The following is a 17,903-nucleotide window of genomic DNA, read 5'->3' on the forward strand; positions in this document are numbered from 1 at the left end:
TCCATGACCGACCGAACGCCCCGCGCCCTGTCCCTGCCTCGCCCCGCCGAGCTCACCCCGAGCCGCCGCCTGCTCCTGTCCGCCGGGCTCGGCCTCGCGGCGGCCTTCACCCTGCGCCCGGCGCGCGCGGCGGGCGGCAGCATCCGGGTCGGCTACCAGAAGTACGGCTCCCTCGTGCTGCTGAAGGGCCGCGGGGTCCTCGAACGCGCGCTCCAGCCCCTGGGCTACACGGTCGCCTGGTCGGAATTCCCGTCCGGGCCGCCGCTCATGGAGGCGCTGAATGCCGGGGCGATCGATTTCGGCTCGGCCGGCGAGGCTCCGCCGATCTTCGCGCAAGCCGCGAGCGCGGAGCTGCGCTACGTCGCCACCGAGCCGCCGGCCCCGCGGGGCGAGGCGATCCTCGTGCCCAAGGACAGTCCCGTCCGCAGCGTGGCCGACCTGCGCGGCCGGACCATCGCCCTCAACAAGGGCTCGAATGTCCACTTCCTGCTGGTGCGCGCCCTGGAGCGGGCCGGCCTGCCCTACGACGCGGTGAAACTCGCCTTCCTGGCACCGGCCGACGCCAACGCCGCCTTCGTGCGTGGCGCCGTCGATGCCTGGGCGATCTGGGATCCGTACCTCGCCGCCGCCGAGCGCGCCACGGGCGCCCGGGTGCTCGCCGATGGGCAGGGGCTCGCCCCCAACCGCCAGTTCTACCTGTCGCGGCGCGCCTTCACCGAGGCGAGCCCGGAGATCGTCTCGGCCGTGCTCAAGGTGATCGGGGAGGTCGATACCTGGGCCGCGGGCCACGCCGAATCCGTGGCGACGGAACTCGCTCCCTCCGTGGGCATCCCGGCCCCCGTCCTCGGCGTGGCGCTGGGCCGCCTGTCCTACGGCGTGACGCCCCTCGACGCCGCGACCGTGGCCGACCAGCAGCGGGTGGCCGATGCCTTCCACGGCCTCGGCCTCCTGCCGAAGCCCATCCGCGTCGCCGATGCGGTCTGGATCCAGCCCGAACGCCGGGCGGAGGCGCGATGATGCGCGCCACCCCCCTCGGCCGTCTCCGCGACACGGCTCTGCCCTGGCTGCTGCCGGCCGCGATCCTGCTGGGCTGGCAGGCCGCGGTCTCGTCCGGCCTCGTCTCCAGCCGGTTCATGCCGGCGCCCCTCGACGTGGTCCGGGCCGGCTGGGAGGCCGGACGGACCGGCGAACTCTGGACCAATCTCGGGGTCAGCACCCTGCGGGCGCTCGCGGGCTTCGTGGTCGGTGGCGGAATCGGCTTCGCGCTCGGCCTCGCCAACGGCCTGTCGCGCCTCTCGGAGCGGCTGACCGACACCTCCGTGCAGATGGTGCGCAACGTGCCTCACCTGTCGCTGATCCCGCTGGTGATCCTGTGGTTCGGCATCGGCGAGGAGGCCAAGCTGTTCCTGGTGGCGCTCGGCGTGTTCTTCCCGATCTACGCCAACACCCTGCACGGCATCCGCTCGGTGGATCCGGGCCTCGTGGAGATGGGCCGGGTCTACGGCATGTCCCGGGCGGAGCTGTTCACCCGGGTGGTGCTGCCCGGCGCCCTGCCGTCGATCTTCGTCGGCCTGCGCTACGCGCTCGGCATCATGTGGCTGACGCTCATCGTCGCCGAGACGATCTCGGCCTCCTCGGGTCTCGGCTACATGGCCATCCAGGCGCGCGAGTTCATGCTGGTCGACGTCGTGGTGCTGGCGATCCTGATCTACGCGGCGCTCGGCAAGCTCGCCGACGCGCTGACGCGCCAGCTGGAACGGGCCTGCCTCGCCTGGAACCCCGCCTACAGGAGCGCCTGATGCTGCTCGACGCCGTCCGCCGCGAGACTCTGACCGATCCCGGCGCCGAGCTCCGGATCGCGGACGCGCCCGCCGCCCCCGCGCGGTCGCGACCGCTTTCCCCGGTCCCCGCGCCCCGCGGGATCGCCGTGACGGCTAGCGACCTGCGCAAGAGCTTCGACGGCAACGCCGTCATCGCTGGGCTCGACCTGTACCTGCCGGCCGGCGGGTTCACAGCGGTCGTCGGCCGCTCCGGCTGCGGCAAGAGCACATTGCTGCGCCTGATCCTCGGGCTGGAGGCGCCCACCGGCGGCCGGATCGCCCTCGAAGGGCCGGAGGCCGGCCCGCGCCGGTCCGAACCGCCGAAGCGGATCATGTTCCAGGAGCCGCGCCTGCTGCCCTGGGCGCGGGTCGTCGACAACGTCGCGGTCGGCCTGTCCGGCCATGGCAGCCGGGCCGAGCGCCGGGAGCGGGCGCTCGCGGCGCTGGCCGAGGTCGGTCTCCCCGACAAGGCGGGGCAATGGCCCGCGACCCTGTCGGGCGGCCAGCGCCAGCGCGTGGCGCTCGCCCGGGCACTGGTGAGCCGGCCCGGCCTGCTCGCCCTCGACGAGCCGCTGGGCGCCCTCGACGCCCTGACCCGCATCGGCATGCAGGATCTGATCGAGCGAATCTGGCTGTCGCAGGGCTTCACCGCGCTCCTCGTCACCCATGATGTCGCCGAGGCGGTGGCTCTGGCCGATCGCATCCTCGTGGTCGAGGCCGGCCGCATCGCCCTCGACCTGCGGGTCGACGTGCCGCGCCCGCGCCGGCGCGGGGACCCGGATCTCGCGCACCTCGAAGGCCGTATTCTCGATCATCTGCTCGGCGCGCCGCAGGGCGCCTGAAGCGCAACGGAGTTTCTCGATGACCGCACCGAACGACGGGCGCGCCGACGTCCTCTGGTTCCTGCCGACCCACGGCGACGGGCGCTATCTCGGCGCCCAGGAGGGCGCCCGGGAAGTGTCTCTCGGCTATCTCCGCCAGATCGCCCAGGGTGCGGACGAGCTCGGCTATTACGGCGTGCTGCTGCCGACCGGGCGCTCCTGCGAGGATTCCTGGATCGTCGCCTCGGCGCTGGCGCCGCTGACGAAGCGCCTGCGCTTCCTGGTGGCGGTGCGGCCGGGCCTGATGGAGCCCTCCGCGGCGGCCCGCATGACCGCGACCCTGGACCGGATCTCGGACGGGCGCCTGCTGATCAACGTGGTCACCGGCGGCGACCCGGTGGAACTCGCCGGCGACGGCGTGTTCCTGTCCCACGACGAACGCTACGCGGTCACGGACGAGTTCCTGACGGTCTGGCGCGGCCTGCTCGCGGGCGAGACCGTGACCTTCCAGGGCAAGCACCTGCGCGCCGAGAACGGCCGGGTGATCTTCCCGCCGGTGCAGAAGCCCTACCCGCCGCTCTATTTCGGCGGCTCCTCGGCGGCCGGCATGGCGGTCGCGGCCGAGCATTGCGACGTCTACCTCACCTGGGGCGAGCCGCCGGCCCAGGTGGCCGAGAAGATTGCCGCCGCCCGGCAGGCCGCCGAGGCGCGGGGCAAGACCTTCTCCTACGGCATCCGCCTGCACGTGATCGCCCGGGAGACCGAGGCCGAGGCCTGGGAGGCTGCGGAACGGCTGATCTCGAAGCTCGACGACGCCACGATCGCGCGGGCGCAAGAAACCCTGAAGCGGCAGGATTCGGTCGGCCAGAGCCGGATGATGGCCCTCCACGGGGGCAACCGCGAGAAGCTCGTGGTCTCGCCCAACCTCTGGGCCGGGGTCGGTCTCGTGCGCGGCGGGGCTGGGACGGCGCTGGTGGGCTCGGCCGATCAGATCGCCGACCGGATGAAGGCGTATATCGATCTCGGGATCGACCGCTTCATCCTGTCGGGCTACCCGCATCTCGAGGAGGCCTACCGCTTCGCAGAGCTGGTCTTCCCGAAGCTGCCGTTGCGCGCCACCACGGGCCGGCCGACCGGGAATGCCCGCAACGACGGGCCGTTCGGCGAGATCATCGCCAACGATCTCGTGCCGGCCCGCCGCGTCGGGGCGCACTGATCGGGCGGAACGGTCCGGAGCCCGTCGGCGGCCCGATGCGCGCCGCGATCAGCTGGGGCCGGCGTTGGAAAGCGGGAAGATCGGGGGATTGCGCAGGTTCGGCACATCCGCGCCAAAGTCACGCCATCCTTGGCGCCCATGCGCCGCGCCCATCGCCGCGCGGCCCGGTCGCGCGGCCCGGACAAGCGACAAGGACATCCATGACTTCGACCAAGGCGGTCCTCCTGACCCTCGGTCTCTGCCTCGGCCCGGCGGCAGCCCTCGCGGAGCAATCCCCGGCCCGCGCGGCGCTCAAGCAGAACTGCACCGGCGACTACATGGAGTATTGCAGCGCCTACGCGCCCGGCGGCCCGGAGGTCGAGGCGTGCTTCAAGGCCAACCTCAAGAAGCTCTCGCCGGGCTGCTCCGCGGCGATCACCGCCTACAAACAGGAGCAGCGGGCGACCAAGCGCGTCAGCGAGGCGCGCTGAGCCTCCCGGCCCTCCGCGGCGTCAGCGCCGCAGGGCCTGGATCCAGGCGGTGACCGGGTCGACCAGGGAGGCCGCCATGGTCGCCGCCCAGGCGCGCACCCGGGCCCCGGGAGGCCGGTCCCCGCCGATCCGCGCGGCCATCAGGGCCGCCACGTATCGGTCCTCGTGCGCCCGGCACGCGTCCAGGGCGCTGAGTTCCGACGCCGCCCGGCTCTGGCCTGCGGGCTGGGCCGCGTAGGTCTCGCGCACGCAGCCGTGCCAAGCCCGCTCCAGCCCCGAGAGATCGCCGTTCGCCGCGCAGGCAGGTCCCGGCCCGGTGCCGGCGAGGATCGCCAGCAGGCTCAGCAGGGGCATCCGGACAGGTGGCGACAGGGGCATCCGCATCGGCACGTGCTGGCTGATTCAGGTTACCGGTCGATGTCCGGTTCCGGGGCTTCGAGCGACGGCCTCACCGCACGGCGATCCCCAGCGGGGCGCCGCGGCAATTGAGATGGGCCGGGTTGGTCGAGACCACCCCGGCGTTGCACCCCGCCTGCGTGCCGACATAGAGCGGCGTCCCGCCCGTACCGGGGCCCGCGAGGTAGCCGATCGGACGCGTTCCGGCGTCGAGATGGTGCGGGTTATTGGTGACCAGCCCGGCATCGATCCCGGCCGCGGTGCCGACAAAGACAGCTGCGTCCGCGGGCGAACTCGGCTGCGCCCGCGTGGCGCCGACCGGCGCCGTGGCGCAGCCCTTGTAGCCCGGATCGATGGTCACCTCGCCGGCGTTGCAGCCGCCCTGTGTCCCGACATAGAGCGCCACGCCCGGGATCCGCGGGGCCGGCGGCGGCGGCGCGAGGGCCGCCTGGGGCGCCGGCCCGGTTGGCTTGGCGGGGACGGTCCCGCGGCCGGTCAGCGCCGCCTGCAGCGCGACGATACCGGCGCGGACATCCTGCAGCGTGCCGACCACCACGTAGCAGGTGTAGGTGCGCGCGCCTGCCGGGACGTTGTTCTCCCGGAAGACGCAGTTCCACTTCACCGTCGCGTTGCCGGGGCCCGGCAGGGTCGCGAAGTCGAACCGGCCGTAACCCGCGTTCGGCACCGTCGGCTGGGGGAGGGCGGGGCTGTAGACGCCCATAGCCCGGGAGCCGTCGGCATTGGCCAGGATCACCGGAACGCCCTGCTCCCCCGGCCCGGCGGAGAGAGGGGCGGACTGGCCCGTCGCCGGATCGAGGTTCCAGAACCGCGTGAAGTCCGGGGGCATGTAGGCGGTCGCCGCCTCGAAGGTCGCGGACGCGTGGGGCTGCGCGGTGATGTAGGTGACGCGGTACGCGATGGCGTTGGCCACCCCCTCGGCCCCGAGGGTGATACGCTTGGCCAGAACGTCGTCCGAGCGGGGCGAGGCGTGGGGGCCGGGTCCCTTCGGGCAGCTGCCTGTGACGCGGCCAGGCTCGATCCAGTAGGCCATCTGCGACCGCGTCTGGAGCGTGTCGGGACCGACCTGCAGGGCCGTGAGCAGGCTCGTGCTGCGCGGGCCGGTGCCGTCGGAATCGCTGCCCGCCTCGGTGGGATTCAGGCACTCGCCGTAGCCGTCATAGGAGGAGGCCGATTGCAGCTCGCGGCCGTGATCGTGCGCGTTGACGAACTGGGTGCCCCCCCAGGTCAGGCTGTCGATGGCGCCGCCGGTCCGGGACGAGATACCGACCGTGATGGCGGATCCGTTGAAGGGCCGGCTGACCGTGGCCCGCCCGCCGGGCTCGGGCCAGGCGATCGACGGGGCGTCCTCGGCCAGCGCGGGCCCGGCGAGGCAGGCGAGCAGCAGGGCCGCGCGCACGGGGCGGGGAGGGCGGATCGGTGCGAACATCTGCGGCTCCTGACTGGCGCCCGCTTAGGGCATGATGCGGGGAAGTGGAATCCCGGTTTCCGGGATCATCATGCGCGCACAAAGCGATAGAGCCTGCCGCCGTTGCCCTGGAAGCGCAGCGGGATCGCGCAGGCGCGCGCGCCATCCACGTCCCGGATCGGGGATCCCTGTCTTCGGACCGTCGCGGGCTGCACGATAATTTAAGCGCGGGGCTGCCATGGGGTCCGATGGGGCCCGGCCAAGCGTGATTCTTGCGGTTTCGCGACGATCGCTCGCGGGACTGCATGGGACCTGCAGCGTCGGCCTCCGTCGAAGCTTCGGGATACGGATGCCGCGCCGATGACAATCACCGACATGTCCTCCGCCGGGGGCGGGGTGCGGCAGCCGGCCGAGGGGAGCGACGCGCTGGTGCGCACGGCGCGCACGATCGCGGCGGCGGCCGTGGCCGTGATGGTGCTGCTGCTCGATCTCATCAGCTTCTCGCAGCTCATCTTCTCGGGCCCGCTCGCGGAGAGCCGCGTCGCCGGGATATCGGCGATGCTCGCGGCCTATGTGCTGGGCAGCCTCGTCTTCGTCGCGCTCCGGCGGACCGTGCTGGTGTCGCTCTCCTTCATCGGAGCGGCTGCGATCGTGCAGGCGGCGATCGCCGCCGCGGTGGCCGAGCGGCTGCGCATGGCGGGCGTGACCGATCCGGACGCGATCGGCCGGATCGTGCTCGTCGCCTGCGGCGTCTCGACCTTCGTCACCGGCCTTGTCTTCGTGCTGCTCGGCACCCTGCGCGCCTCGCTTCTGGCGCAGCTGCTGCCCTACCCGGTGCTGACCGGCTTCCTCGGCGGCGTCGGGCTGCTGTTCCTGCGCAGCGGCCTGCAGATCGGCGCCCATCTCGACGATCCGGTCGCTCGCCTGCTCGGGGCCTTCGAGCCAGCGGCGCTCGCCCCGGGCCTCATCGATCCCGGTACGCTCGGGCGCATCGGCCTGACGCTCGGGATCGGTTTGTGCGCCTTCTACCTGCCCCGCCGCGTCCGGCACTGGGGCACCTATCCCGCGGTCATCTTGGCCAGCCTGGTCGTCGTGCATCTCGGACTGGCCTGGCAGGGCGTCGGCACGGAAGCCGCGCAGGCGGCCGGATGGCTGATCGACCCGTTGCCGGCGGGCTCCCTGCTCCGGGCCCCGGCCGTGGCCGGCCTCCAGGCCTTCGACCCCGCCCTGCTCCTGCCGATCCTGCCCAAGATCGCCACCGAGGTCGTCGTCGCGATCATCATCCAGATCCTCTACGTCATCAGCGTCGAGCTGGAGATGCGGCGCGAGCTGGACATCGACCGGATGTTCCTCGCTTCGGGCTCGGCCAACCTCGTCGGCAGCCTGTTCGGCAGCCCTGCGACGGGGTTCGGGCGGACCTCGACGCTGCTGCTGCACAATATCGGCGGCAGCCACTGGCTCGGCTGGTGGCTGACGCTCGCCATCATGGCGGCTCTGCTGGTGTTCGGCGCGAGCCCCCTGGCGCTTCTGCCGCGCCCGCTCGCCGGGGGCGCCCTGATCGCCATCGGCCTGGGCCTGCTGGTCAATCTCGCCATCGTCTGCCGCACCTTCCCGGGCTGGGAGATCGGCATCGCCCTGGCCGTGTGCGGCGCGACCGCGATCTTCGGCGCCACCGCGGGCTTCCTGATCGGCGTCGTGCTGGCGATCCTGATCTTCGCGGTCCAGTACGCGCAGATCCCGGCGATCCGCCGGGCGCTCTCCGGTGCGGAGCGGCGCAGCAGCGTCATCCGCGCCCCCGACACGGCCGAGCTGTTGCGCGAGGCGGGGTGCCGGACCCGGATCTACACCCTGCAGGGCTACCTGTTCTTCCTGAACGCGCAGGCGATCTACCGCCGGGCCGCCGCGGAGGCCGGGGCGCTGCGCGTCCTCATCCTGGACTTCCGGGATTGCGTCGGGCTCGACAGTTCGGCGCTGATCGCGTTTCGCAAGATCGGGCAACTCGCCGAGCAACGCGGCTTCGACGTGCTGCTGGTCCATCTCGGCCCGGCGGCCCTGAGGCAGGTCGACCGCGGCGGCCTCGCCGGCCCGCGGATCCGAACCCTGCACACCCTCGACGAGGCCCTGCGCGAAGCGGAGGCGATCCTGCTGTCGCAGGCCGGTGCCGCCCGGGAGGGCGACGCCGCGCTCTTCGCCCAGCACATGGCGGACAGGCTGGGCTGCGCGCTCGCGCCGGGCGACTTCGCGCCGTATCTCAGCGTCCGCACGCTGGAGGTGGGTGAGGCGCTGCTCCGCCAGGGCGAGCCGGCCGAAGCCCTGTACTTCCTCGAGCACGGCGTCATCTCCATCGAGATGGAGATGCCGGGGCGCACCAACCTGCGCCTGCGCACCACCACGGCGGGCACGGTGATCGGCGAGATCGGGCTGGCGCAGGGGGGCCAGCGCACCGCCACCGCCATCGCCGAGAGCCTCTGCCGCGTGGTCGGCGTCGACCGCGCCGCCCTCGCCCGCATGGAGCGCGAGCGCCCAGACCTGGCGTTGTCCCTTCAGCGCTTCCTGATCCTGGAACTCGCCGGCAAGGTCGCCGACACCAACCGCCTGCTCGAGGCCGAGTTGGCGTGAGGCGCCGATAGCCAGTCCCCCCGGATCCCCACCGATGGTCGGTATCCGTGGGGTCCGGCGGACGCCCGCCGCCGTGCAGACGCGCGGGCATTCCCCGATGAATCGGATTCATCGAGGTCAGTTATTCGGATCCTCCGCCGCCGCGGCGCGCATCCAAGCCGCGTTGTGCCGCTCCCCGCCGAGCAGGTCATCCGCGCATGCCCCGGTCGCGGCAGCCCCCCGCTCCTGCGTGACCGGCGGCCGCATCCGCGTCGAATCGCGGACCGGTTGCGATCAGCAACAAGCGCGACCAGAGCTGCATGGTAGACCTACAGCAGGCGAGCAAAGGCCGATGCATCGCGAAGGCGGCCTCCACCAAGCCTTTGAAACCGTGATCGTCGGACAGGGCGGGCGATAACCTGGTTGAATGCAGAGCATCACAGCCAGAAGATAAACTTGGCTCCGATGCTTCGGGGGAACAGGTTTCGCCATGGGCCTGGACGCCCGAGCGGACGCTCTTCTGGACAGATTGGCCGATGCGCTGGGTTGCCCGGTCGAGACCTTCTTTCAAGGTCCGGGACAGGACCGCGACGCGGTCCTTACGCTGGAGCTTTTCCGCTTGTGGTGCGCGATCGCCGAGCCGCAACGCCGGCACCACATCCTGACCGTCGCCCGACAGGAGGTCGAGCGACAGGGCGGCGCCGTTCACGTCGCCCAGGAACACAGCCTCGGCAAGTCAGCGTCCTAGATCATTGCCCAGAACGGTGGCCGTCGGCTTTCGGGACGAGGCGATGCACCGAGGAGCGCGCATCGTCTCGCATGGTTTGTCGGTTTGATCGCAGCTGGGTCGTGAGCAGCTTTGAACAGGTGCCCGGACACAACACGCGAGGCAGAGCATCAGACGTGCAGAAGGGCGCGCCTGGCCGGCGCATGGCCGGGTCGAGCGGAGGGGAGCCGGTTCCCGTGTCACCCGCCGCCGGCCGGCGGGACCGGCGGCCGCAGCCTGGCGCGAATGGAGGCCGGCGAGGCGTCGTGCCTGTTCCCATCCGGCTCTTCGTCGGGCTGGCAGGACAGCTCTACTGCGCCGGCGGAGCGGGAGCCGCCGCATAGGTCGCGACGGCTGCGGGCGGGGCGGCTGCCGCCTCGTCGGGCTTGGCGCTGCGGGGATCGCGCTTCTCGTAGAAGGCGTTGCCGCCGGCCACGGCCACGTAGTGCATGTTCTTATAGGGAAAGTGCCGCCCCGCGGTGTGGAAGTACATCGCCTTCCCGACCTTCGGGTGCCGCTCACCCGCCAGCACCGCATCGGCCGCATCGGCGACCTTCTGCAGGTCCCGTTCCTGCATCGGTTTTGTGAGGACGCCGGGAGCGAACTGTCCGGGCTGTCCGACCACCGCACAGATGCCGCCCGGGAAGATCGCGGCCTCCAGCCGGTTCATGACCACCGTGCCGACGGCGAGCAGACCGCCCTCGTCGCTCCGGTTCGATTCGAAGTACATGGCCCGGCCGAGGCAGTCGCGTTCGGCATCGCTGACGACCATCGGCGGCTTGCGGTCGGGAATCGATCCTGTGACCAGCGGTGACACCGTATTGCAGGCCCCGAGGCAGCCCGCGGCGGCCAGAGCCAACAATCTCGAAACGGCCTTCGTCCTCTCACGACCCTGCATGCATGAGCGCTCCGTCCGCCTCTCGCCTCGGCGCGCAACCGCCGCCCATATCCAGGCGTCGCCGCGCTCCGTCATTGCACTGGTCAAGCTTGAGTGCACGTTCGCGGCGAGGATGTGGCGACGACCGGCCCCTTCGGCGCAAGCGGTGCATGCCCGGAGGCGGGGAGTCCCAGCCTGTCCTCCGGGACGACCGGCTCGGGCGGCCGCGCCGTCCAGAACGGGGGAGCGTCCCGCTCGAGGTGCCGAACCGGACCGACTGCGGGCACCCTCCCTCAGTGCTGGCCCTGGCCGGCCGCCAGGATGGTCACGCCCACCGCGATGACGGCGATCCCCACCAGCATGGTCGGGCTGATCGCCTCGCCGTAAAGCCACGCGCCGCCGAGCGCCGCGCCGATCATGCCGACCCCCGACCAGATCGCATAGACGACGCCGATCGGCAGCATGTCCATGCTGCTCGACATCAGCCACAGGGCGGTGCCGTACCCGATGGCCACGATCAGCGTCGGCCCGGGCCGCGTGAGGCCCTCGGCGGCCTTCAGCGCCAGGGTGGCGGTGACCTCCGCACCGATCGCGAGCCCGAGGATCAGGAATGGGTTCATCGCGCAGAGGGCCTTCGTGCGAACGCAGGACGCGGAAACATGGAACCCGGCTTTCCGACAAAATCATTCTTTGACAAACAGATAGAGCATGCCAAGCGGTGCCCGAACGCAGCAGGCTCTCGGAGGGCCGCGGGACATCGACATCAACCGGCCGACCTTTCTGGGCGGAATCGATGAACATTTCCGGACCGCAGGCGTCGGGCCCCCGAAATCGCGATCGGCACCGTCCGCCGCTTCGCTCCCTCGCCGATGCGGCGGAGATGCCCCGCCCAGTCATCCAGGGCTCGAGTCTCCGCCAGGATTGGGCCTTCGTTAACGCACCCTCATCATTTTCGCCGCGCGTCGGGGCCCGAGTCGACGGCAACGCGACACTGACGATCCAGAGCGACATCGATCCATCATGACCCTGTCGTCCGCGAGCCCGGAGCCCTCGGTCCGAACACGTTCGAGCCGTCGATGGGGCGTGATCGCGGCGGCCGGCGGCGCCCTGGTCGCGGGCTGCGCCTGGACGGCCTCGGCGCTGGTCAACGTCCCCGATCCCGTCACCCTCGCGGCCCTTGCAGTGCTCGAGCCGTCGTCGGTCGGCACATGGTTTCCGAGCCGGATCGTGCAGGCCCCCGCGCAGGCCCGGGACCTGCCGGTTCGCCCCCGCCAGATCCGGGACCACGTCGACTGGAAGGGGCGCCCGGTCCCGCTCGGGACGATGCTGGAGGCGACGCACACCAACGCCTTCCTGGTGGTGCAGGACGGGGTCCTGATCCACGAGTGGCATCGCCCCGGCACCGGGCCGGAAACGCTGTTCCCCTCGTGGTCGGTGGCCAAGTCCATCGTATCGCTGCTGGTCGGCGCGGCGGTGGCGACCGGAAAGCTCTCCGAGACCGATAGCGTCTCAGCCCTGCTGCCCGATCTGCAGCACGGCGCGGTCTTCGGCCAGATCACCGTGCGCGACCTCCTCGACATGGCGAGCGGGATCGCCGTGCCGGAGAACTACGATCCCCAGCATCCGCTGACCGGCACCGCCGGGATGTATCTGACGCGCGACATCACGGCCTTCGTGCGCGACAACGCCCACCTGGCGTTCAAGCCCGGCAGCAAGGGCCGCTACCGCAGCATCGACACCGAGCTGCTGGGCCTGATCCTGGCGCGCATCGAGGGCAAGCCGCTCGCGGACCTGCTCTCGGAGCGGATCTGGAAGCCGATGGGCGCCCAGGCCGACGCCACCTGGAACCTCGACCGGACCGGCGGCGTCGAGAAGGCCTTCTGCTGCATCAACGCGACGGCCCGCGACTTCGCCCGCCTCGGTCTGCTGGTCGCCGACCAGGGCCGCGCGGGCCCGAACCGCATCATTCCCGCCCGATGGATCGACCGGATCGTGACGCCGGCCCGGCGCGAAGTCGACGGCTGGCAGTATTCGGCCCAGTGGTGGCACGCCCCCGGCGGCGACGACAGCGACATCTCGGCGATCGGCGTCTACGGCCAGTACATCTACGTCAACCGCGACACCGGCACCGTGATCGTGAAGCTCAGCGACCATGGTGCCGAGCAGGACGAGGTCGATACGCTGTCGGTGATGCAGGCCATCGCGGGCGACCTCGCCGCCAGCCGCCCTGCCACGGCCGGCAGAGCGCCCTGACCCAGGCGCTCAGGGCGCAGAAGTGAGGGCCGGCCGCCGGTCTCGGCACGGCGCCCCGGCCCTCATCAGGCCTCGGTCGGGCCTGCATCCGGCGCGGACCGGCGCCGGGCGCTCTGGTACAGCCGGGTCAGCGATCCCGTCCGCCAATTGCGGACGAACCGCCGCCCGACGCCCGACCACGCGATCGATGGCACCGGCGAGACCGGATCGATGAGCGCGCTGAGCGCCCGCGCGTAGTCGAGCACCAGCCCCGGGGTCCAGGTCATGGACCGGGCCCCGTTCCGCAGGAGGGCCGCCGCCCAGAATTCCGGGCTCGTGAGCGCCTTGGCGAGGCTCTGCCAGGGATGTCCGGAGCGGTTGAACGCTCCCTCGACCGCCACGTCCAACGCGTGGGCCACCGTGGTCGAGCAGTTGCGGCTGATGAAGTTGTAGGTGGTGTCGCGGCGATAAACGTCCCAGAACCTCCGCAGCCGGCCGGCATCGACGCCGTGCAGGGTGACCGCGACCGTCGCCTCGCACCAATCCGCGACCTCGTCGCGATGGGACGGCAGGAACCGGCCCGGGACGTCGTTCTCGGGGCCCGCGCGCAGGCTGGACCGGAGATTGGCGCGGGAGCGATCGATCTCCACGGCGGGGTAGTGGCTGACATAGAGGTCTCCACCCTGCTCGAGGGCGGCATGGCCGGTGGAGAACCGCCCCCTTACGTCGACGGACGCGACGTAGCGCCGGATCAGCCGCTGCCGGGCGGGCGTCGTGGCCTGTCCGGTCGGTGTCCAGACATAGACGGTCAGGCTCTCCGACGCGTCCGCGGCGGGCGCCGCGTCCGGCTCAGGAGCCGTTCGCCGCGTGCGCAGGCCCGCCAATGCGAGCCGCGCCCCGTTGAGGATGAGGAACATTCCGATGCAGTAGCCCACCGTGCCCACGTACCAAGTCGGCCAGGGCTGAAGGTGGAACAGACCGAAGGCGACGCTCAGCGCGCCCAGCGCCGCCGAGGTCCGCCATCCGGAAAACGTCAGCAGGTAGGCCAGGATGATCCGGATCGCGCCGTCGACCAGGAAGGCGGTGCCGAACAGCATCGCGAGCAGGAAGAAGCTCGAGGCCGACGCCATCATGATCAGGATGGCCGCCAGGGACAGGAACAGGCCCTTGAAGATCCGCAGCCGTCGGGCCGCCCCCGCGGCGACCATGCCGGCGCCGAGCGAACCCATCCCATCGGCGAGCAGGAGAAGGCCGAACCAGCGTTCCGGGATGTGTACCGCGCCCGCGAAGGCATCGATCATGACGGCCACGCCCAGCCCGGCCAAAACCAGGCCGGCGGCCAGGATCAGGTGCACATGGCGGCGCACCACCTCGCGTCCGACCAGCACCTGCCAGAGCGGCGCCATCCGGGCGTTGCCCTCACGGATCGGGCGATCCGGATCGGGGCCGCCATGCGGGTGCGGAGGCCGGGAGGGATGGGACATGACCGGTCGACTTCAGGAACGCAGGTGCGGACCGCACATTTCACGAGTCGCCTGAGGACTCTGTTAATTGGGTCGCGGCCGCGCACCTCTGGGGCGCGGCATCCACCGGGGCAATCGGCTCAGCCCGAGCATACCGATCGGGCCGATCCTCGAGAGCGGCGCGTTCCGCACGAACCCTTCGCCGCTGCCGGGCCTCGAAGCCGCGCAGATCAATTTGGACGCGTGAGAACCGGCTGAAGGCCCGATCCACCGCGCCCCAGATCCGACAGCCCATAGGGGATCTGAACGAAGGCGCCGTAGCGGCCGGCCTCGAACTCGGTTGGACTGGCCGGATCGCCCGAGAGCCGTACGCGGCCCGAAGGTGTCTGCATCCGCCAGCCGCCGCCGCGCGGGAGAACCTGTCCGGGGCCCCGTATGTCCCGAGGCGCCGGGGCTGATAATCCGCCGCGCCGCCGATGACCAAGCCCGACCCGCCCCCCCCTGCGCGGCGCCCGGTGTTCATGGGTGAGCAATATCTGCCGAGAGCTTCGATGCGGACAACTTCGTGTTGCGACGACGGGTCAAAAATAGCTCAAAGACTATTTCAAGGTATAGACTGGACAATGCGCTGCAATTTCGTATCTTTAGCTGCCAATTCTGGCGACGCATCAGCAGTCAGGCGCGGGTGAGGGCGATATTATCCGACCAAACGGCCGTGATTTTTTGCCCGACACGTGCCTGTCCGCCATTTTCTGAAGCGGGGGGACTATGGACACTATCGATGTGCAAGAAAAAACTCAGGAACCGAGCTACGACTTGATCAAGTGCACGGCGTCACTGGTCGCCGCCTATGTATCGCGGAACGCCGTGGGTGCGGGGGAACTGCCGATTTTGATCGATCAGGTTCACACGGCGATCTCGGTGCTGCAGGGGGCGACATCGGCCTCCGCGTCGTCCTGGAGCGGCCCGAGCGCCGCGCAGATCGAGGCCTCGATCGGGCAGGAGGGTCTGATCAGCTTCATCGACGGTCGATCCTACAAGACCTTGAAGCGGCACCTCACCGCCCACGGCCTCACGCCCGAGCGCTACCGTGCGCGCTACGGCCTGCCCGCCGACTACCCGATGGTCGCGCCGAGCTACGCCGCCCGGCGCTCGCAGATCGCCAAGGCGATCCAGCTCGGCCACAAGGTGGCCTGAGTGATGGCGCGCGTCTCCACGCCTGCCGCCTCCCGGTTTTGGGCCAGCCGGACCGGCAGCGGGGGACGCGCGCCATGACGTCGCCGTGGGGGCCTCGCCCCGAGGCATTGCGCTCCCGAGCCATTCTGGAGCGCATCTCGGACAGGCTCGGCCTGCCGGTCGCGGCATTCTTCCCGGACGAGGCCGAGCCAGACGAGGCGCTCGCCCAGGCAGCCGACCTCGTGACGGCCTTCATGGCGATCGGCAGCGTGGCCGCGCGCCGCACCTGCCTGGCCTTCGTGCGCGCAGCTTCCACCCGGTCATCGGACACGCCCGGCACGCCGTGATGCGCCGGCACCGTGGCGGGTTCGCCGCGGCCCGGGGGTGATGAGCGGGCCGGTCAGGCCTTCGCCACGGCCAGCGTGCCGTCGTCCAAGGGGATGAACCGGATGCCGGCCCGGCGCAGCGTCGAGGCGGCTTGAAGGCGCGAGCGGCTCCCCCGATGTTCGCCGTCCTCCTCCAGGCGTCGCACCGTCGAGTGAGACAGGCCGCTGGCCTGGGCCAGATCCATCATCGACCAATCGAGCAGGGCGCGGGCCGCGCGCAGATGGTTGCCCGTCACGGCCTGATCCAGTCCCTCGCACAGCGCTGCCGGCACGGGGACGGGGCTCCGGACCGGGTATTTCAGCCCGTAGCGACCGAGGTAGGTGCCATCCGGATCCCGGACCGGTACCGTGATGATCCTGAAATTCCAGAGTTCACCGTTGGCGAGACGCTCGTGAGCCGTACCCTGGAAGAATAGCCGGCGCTCGATCTGCCCGCCGGCGGCGTCCTGGAAGGCGTTGCGCTCCTCGGGAACGATCATGATGTACGGGTCGATACAGATGTTCTCGAGCGGCAGCCCGTGCACCTGAGCCACCTCGAAGGGGATCTCGCGCACGAGATCGAGCCCGACCGAAAAGGTGACGATGTGCTCCGTGAGATACAGCGCGCCCCGCCGGCGCCGCTCTTCATGGCTCACATGCGACAGCTGCTCGCGGTCGGTCACGTCGAGCGCCGTCCCGTTGACGGCCACGGGCCGTCCGTCGCCGGAGAAGCGCGCCTCCATCACCAGCGAAAGGGTGCGCACGGTTCCGTTCGGGCGAATCACCCGGACGATCGTCTCGCGGGGGACGTGACCCTGCCGGATTTCGCCGAACGACGGCAGCCGGTGGCGGTCCTCCGGATGGACCAAGCTCAGGAGCAGTTCGTAACTCGCCTTCGCGGCGTTCGGAACCAGCCCGAGAAGGCGAAAGAACCCCGGCGACCAAACCTGCTCGCCCCCCATGAGGACCCAGCTCCAGGCACCGCTCAATCCTCGACTTTCCGTAATCGTCATAAATTCACCGGATGAAAACGTCAGCGCACTGAGAGCAGAATGAAACATTTCGATTCGTCTCAGATCTATCTGCGCATATGGTCATAGGGCATCAAATCCATCCCTGTCGATCTTATACATCAGAAAACAATCGAATCAGATCTTGCCCAGACTTAGAACCATCGCGCAAGAGAATTCCACAACGTCCATGAAGCCGCAACATGAACAATGTCCCGGGCGCCTGAATGAAATCCGGCACGCGGCTGCCCTGCATTGGACGCGGATTGGAACAAGCTGGCTGACCGCCAGTCGCGGGAGCGTGCACTCTCGCGCGTGCTCAGGCGGCCTGGATGTCGCGCAGGAATCCGTCGACCTCCTGCTTGACCGTCAGGGATTGCGTCGCGAGCGCGGCCGCGGCGTTCAGCACCTGCGCGGCGGCGCTGCCGGTTTCCCCCGAGGCGGCCAGCACGCGGGCCACGTTGGCCGACACGTCCTGGGTCCCGCGCGCGGCCTGGCCGGCGTTGCGCGAGATCTCGCTCGTGGCCGCCGTCTGCTCCACCACCGTCGAGGCGATCGAGCCGCTGATCTCGTTCACAATCCCGATCGTGCGCCCGATCTGCTCGATCGCGTCGGCCGCCTGGCCGGTCGCCGCCTGGATCGCGGCGATCTGGCCGCCGATCTCCTCGGTGGCCTTGGCGGTCTGACCCGCCAGCTCCTTGACCTCAGCCGCCACAACGGCGAACCCCCGGCCCGCCTCGCCGGCGCGCGCCGCCTCGATGGTCGCGTTGAGCGCCAGCAGGTTGGTCTGGCCGGCGATGCCCGAGATCGTCGTCACCGCCGCGCCGATCTGCTCGGCGGCCATGCGCAGGCTCGCCATCGCGGCGCTGCTCGTCTGCGCCTCGTGGGCGGCATGGCTGGCGACCTCGTTGGAGCGGATCACCTGCCGCTCGATCTCCTGCAGCGAGGACACCATCTCCTCGGCGGCCGACGCCACGGTCTGGACGTTGGCCGAGGTCTGCTCGGCGGCCGCGCTGGAGGCCACCGCCTGGCTGTTGGTGTCGTCGGCGACCCGGGTCATCGAGCGCGCGGTCGCGTCGAGCTCGGTGGCGGCCGCGGTGACGACCTCCAGCGACGCGGCCACGGTCTGCTGGAACGCCCGGACCAGCCGGTCGACCCGGTCGGCCCGACGCTCGCGGGCAGCGTGCTCGGCGGCCTGCGCGGCCTCCAGATCGGCGCGGGCGATGGCGTTCTGCCGGAACACGTCCACCGCCTTGGCCATCGCGCC

The 17,903-nt window shown here is 70.7% G+C and carries 17 protein-coding genes; 9 read left to right on the forward strand and 8 right to left on the reverse strand.

The window, feature by feature from the left end; translation table 11 throughout:
* The first annotated feature begins 3 nt into the window (after positions 1 to 3).
* From Q8W67_RS19780 to Q8W67_RS19800, 5 genes are all read left to right on the forward strand, one after another.
* Complete coding sequence (locus Q8W67_RS19780) at positions 4 to 1,017, forward strand: sulfonate ABC transporter substrate-binding protein (RefSeq protein WP_305548920.1); 1,014 nt, start codon at positions 4 to 6, stop codon at positions 1,015 to 1,017.
* Entirely contained in the window at positions 1,017 to 1,799 is a 783-nt protein-coding gene (gene ssuC / locus Q8W67_RS19785; protein ID WP_305548979.1) for an aliphatic sulfonate ABC transporter permease SsuC, read from the forward strand. Before Q8W67_RS19780 ends, ssuC begins: the two co-directional genes overlap by 1 nt.
* Complete coding sequence (locus tag Q8W67_RS19790) at positions 1,799 to 2,662, forward strand: ATP-binding cassette domain-containing protein (protein ID WP_305548923.1); 864 nt, start codon at positions 1,799 to 1,801, stop codon at positions 2,660 to 2,662. Before ssuC ends, Q8W67_RS19790 begins: the two co-directional genes overlap by 1 nt.
* Before the next feature lie 19 nt (positions 2,663 to 2,681).
* A complete protein-coding gene (gene ssuD / locus Q8W67_RS19795) occupies positions 2,682 to 3,857 on the forward strand; it encodes an FMNH2-dependent alkanesulfonate monooxygenase (protein ID WP_305548926.1) in 1,176 nt (391 codons plus the stop codon).
* 200 nt (positions 3,858 to 4,057) lie between these two features.
* Positions 4,058 to 4,327, forward strand: a complete 270-nt coding sequence (locus Q8W67_RS19800) for a hypothetical protein (protein ID WP_305548929.1) — start codon at positions 4,058 to 4,060, stop codon at positions 4,325 to 4,327.
* A 21-nt stretch (positions 4,328 to 4,348) separates the two neighbouring features.
* Here Q8W67_RS19800 and Q8W67_RS19805 read toward each other — a convergent pair whose 3' ends face one another.
* Positions 4,349 to 4,705 (reverse strand): hypothetical protein, encoded by a 357-nt coding sequence (locus tag Q8W67_RS19805; RefSeq protein WP_305548932.1) that lies wholly within the window; start codon positions 4,703 to 4,705, stop codon positions 4,349 to 4,351.
* A 70-nt stretch (positions 4,706 to 4,775) separates the two neighbouring features.
* Positions 4,776 to 6,170: a hypothetical protein gene (locus tag Q8W67_RS19810; protein WP_305548935.1), complete on the reverse strand. Its 1,395-nt coding sequence runs from the start codon at positions 6,168 to 6,170 to the stop codon at positions 4,776 to 4,778.
* A gap of 339 nt (positions 6,171 to 6,509) precedes the next feature.
* Between Q8W67_RS19810 and Q8W67_RS19815 the strand changes: the two genes are divergently transcribed.
* Complete coding sequence (locus Q8W67_RS19815) at positions 6,510 to 8,768, forward strand: SLC26A/SulP transporter family protein (RefSeq protein WP_305548943.1); 2,259 nt, start codon at positions 6,510 to 6,512, stop codon at positions 8,766 to 8,768.
* Between the two features lie 187 nt (positions 8,769 to 8,955).
* On the opposite strand, the gene Q8W67_RS19820 is transcribed toward Q8W67_RS19815, so the two are convergent.
* From Q8W67_RS19820 to Q8W67_RS19830, 3 genes are all read right to left on the reverse strand, one after another.
* The gene (locus Q8W67_RS19820) at positions 8,956 to 9,471 is read right to left on the reverse strand and encodes a hypothetical protein (protein WP_305548949.1); all 516 of its coding nucleotides are present in this window, start codon (positions 9,469 to 9,471) and stop codon (positions 8,956 to 8,958) included.
* Positions 9,472 to 9,823: 352 nt separating this feature from the next.
* Positions 9,824 to 10,372 carry a cell wall hydrolase gene (locus tag Q8W67_RS19825; RefSeq protein WP_370693911.1) on the reverse strand — a complete coding sequence of 183 codons (549 nt, stop codon included), beginning with the start codon at positions 10,370 to 10,372 and terminating at the stop codon, positions 9,824 to 9,826.
* Positions 10,373 to 10,683: 311 nt separating this feature from the next.
* Complete coding sequence (locus Q8W67_RS19830) at positions 10,684 to 11,010, reverse strand: multidrug efflux SMR transporter (protein WP_305548955.1); 327 nt, start codon at positions 11,008 to 11,010, stop codon at positions 10,684 to 10,686.
* Between the two features lie 400 nt (positions 11,011 to 11,410).
* Between Q8W67_RS19830 and Q8W67_RS19835 the strand changes: the two genes are divergently transcribed.
* A complete protein-coding gene (locus tag Q8W67_RS19835; RefSeq protein ID WP_305548958.1) occupies positions 11,411 to 12,643 on the forward strand; it encodes a serine hydrolase in 1,233 nt (410 codons plus the stop codon).
* Positions 12,644 to 12,708: 65 nt separating this feature from the next.
* Here Q8W67_RS19835 and Q8W67_RS19840 read toward each other — a convergent pair whose 3' ends face one another.
* The gene (locus Q8W67_RS19840; protein WP_305548961.1) at positions 12,709 to 14,106 is read right to left on the reverse strand and encodes a DUF4105 domain-containing protein; all 1,398 of its coding nucleotides are present in this window, start codon (positions 14,104 to 14,106) and stop codon (positions 12,709 to 12,711) included.
* 747 nt (positions 14,107 to 14,853) lie between these two features.
* Here Q8W67_RS19840 and Q8W67_RS19845 point away from each other — a divergent pair.
* A complete protein-coding gene (locus Q8W67_RS19845) occupies positions 14,854 to 15,282 on the forward strand; it encodes a MucR family transcriptional regulator (RefSeq protein ID WP_305548964.1) in 429 nt (142 codons plus the stop codon).
* A 74-nt stretch (positions 15,283 to 15,356) separates the two neighbouring features.
* Positions 15,357 to 15,608 carry a hypothetical protein gene (locus tag Q8W67_RS19850; protein WP_305548967.1) on the forward strand — a complete coding sequence of 84 codons (252 nt, stop codon included), beginning with the start codon at positions 15,357 to 15,359 and terminating at the stop codon, positions 15,606 to 15,608.
* A 53-nt stretch (positions 15,609 to 15,661) separates the two neighbouring features.
* Here the strand turns inward: Q8W67_RS19850 and Q8W67_RS19855 are convergent, their stop codons facing one another.
* Both Q8W67_RS19855 and Q8W67_RS19860 read right to left on the reverse strand, forming a co-directional pair.
* Positions 15,662 to 16,615, reverse strand: a complete 954-nt coding sequence (locus Q8W67_RS19855; protein WP_305548970.1) for a helix-turn-helix domain-containing protein — start codon at positions 16,613 to 16,615, stop codon at positions 15,662 to 15,664.
* Between the two features lie 340 nt (positions 16,616 to 16,955).
* On the reverse strand, positions 16,956 to 17,903 hold a 948-nt coding region (locus Q8W67_RS19860), incomplete at its 5' end, for a methyl-accepting chemotaxis protein (protein WP_305548973.1).

The organism is Methylobacterium sp. NEAU K (assembly GCF_030700285.1).
GTDB lineage: Bacteria > Pseudomonadota > Alphaproteobacteria > Rhizobiales > Beijerinckiaceae > Methylobacterium.